Genomic DNA, 1,412 nt, shown 5'->3' on the forward strand with positions numbered 1-1,412 from the left:
CCGGGCACGCTGTTGGGTATCTGAGGGTACGGGCTTGTTCCCGACCTCAATGCCGACCCCAGTGAAGCACCGTGTGAACGGTGTGTGATGGGTGGTTGGTCGTTGTTTGAGAACTGCACAGTGGACGCGAGCATCTGTGGCCAAGTTTTTAAGGGCGCACGGTGGATGCCTTGGCACCAGGAACCGATGAAGGACGTGGGAGGCCACGATAGTCCCCGGGGAGTCGTCAACCAGGCTTTGATCCGGGGGTTTCCGAATGGGGAAACCCGGCAGTCGTCATGGGCTGTCACCCGCTGCTGAACACATAGGCAGTGTGGAGGGAACGCGGGGAAGTGAAACATCTCAGTACCCGCAGGAAGAGAAAACAACCGTGATTCCGGGAGTAGTGGCGAGCGAAACCGGATGAGGCCAAACCGTATGCGTGTGAGACCCGGCAGGGGTTGCGCATACGGGGTTGTGGGATCTCTCTTTCACAGTCTGCCGGCTGTGAGACGAGTCAGAAACCGTTGATGTAGGCGAAGGACATGCGAAAGGTCCGGCGTAGAGGGTAAGACCCCCGTAGTCGAAACATCAGCGGCTCGTTTGAGAGACACCCAAGTAGCACGGGGCCCGAGAAATCCCGTGTGAATCTGGCGGGACCACCCGTTAAGCCTAAATATTCCCTGGTGACCGATAGCGGATAGTACCGTGAGGGAATGGTGAAAAGTACCGCGGGAGCGGAGTGAAATAGTACCTGAAACCGTGTGCCTACAAGCCGTGGGAGCGTCGCGTGCAGCACTTGTGCTGTACGTCGTGACTGCGTGCCTTTTGAAGAATGAGCCTGCGAGTTTGCGGTGTGTTGCGAGGTTAACCCGTGTGGGGAAGCCGTAGCGAAAGCGAGTCCGAATAGGGCGATTTAGTAGCGCGCTCAAGACCCGAAGCGGAGTGATCTAGCCATGGGCAGGTTGAAGCGGCTGTAAGAGGTCGTGGAGGACCGAACCCACCAGGGTTGAAAACCTGGGGGATGACCTGTGGTTAGGGGTGAAAGGCCAATCAAACTCCGTGATAGCTGGTTCTCCCCGAAATGCATTTAGGTGCAGCGTCGTGTGTTTCTTGCCGGAGGTAGAGCACTGGATAGGCGATGGGCCCTACCGGGTTACTGACCTTAGCCAAACTCCGAATGCCGGTAAGTGAGAGCACGGCAGTGAGACTGTGGGGGATAAGCTCCATGGTCGAGAGGGAAACAGCCCAGAGCATCGACTAAGGCCCCTAAGCGTACGCTAAGTGGGAAAGGATGTGGAGTCGCAGAGACAACCAGGAGGTTGGCTTAGAAGCAGCCACCCTTGAAAGAGTGCGTAATAGCTCACTGGTCTAGTGATTCCGCGCCGACAATGTAGCGGGGCTCAAGCGTACCGCCGAAGTCGTGTCATTCC

Annotated in this window: 1 rRNA gene (only partly in view); it reads left to right on the forward strand. The window is 57.2% G+C overall.

Annotated elements, in window-relative coordinates:
- Positions 1-138: 138 nt before the first annotated feature.
- Positions 139-1,412: ribosomal RNA gene (locus tag ACZ56E_RS40570) — 23S ribosomal RNA — on the forward strand (it continues 1,491 nt past the right edge of the window).

The sequence above is a fragment of the Streptomyces sp. NPDC039480 genome (assembly GCF_055597165.1).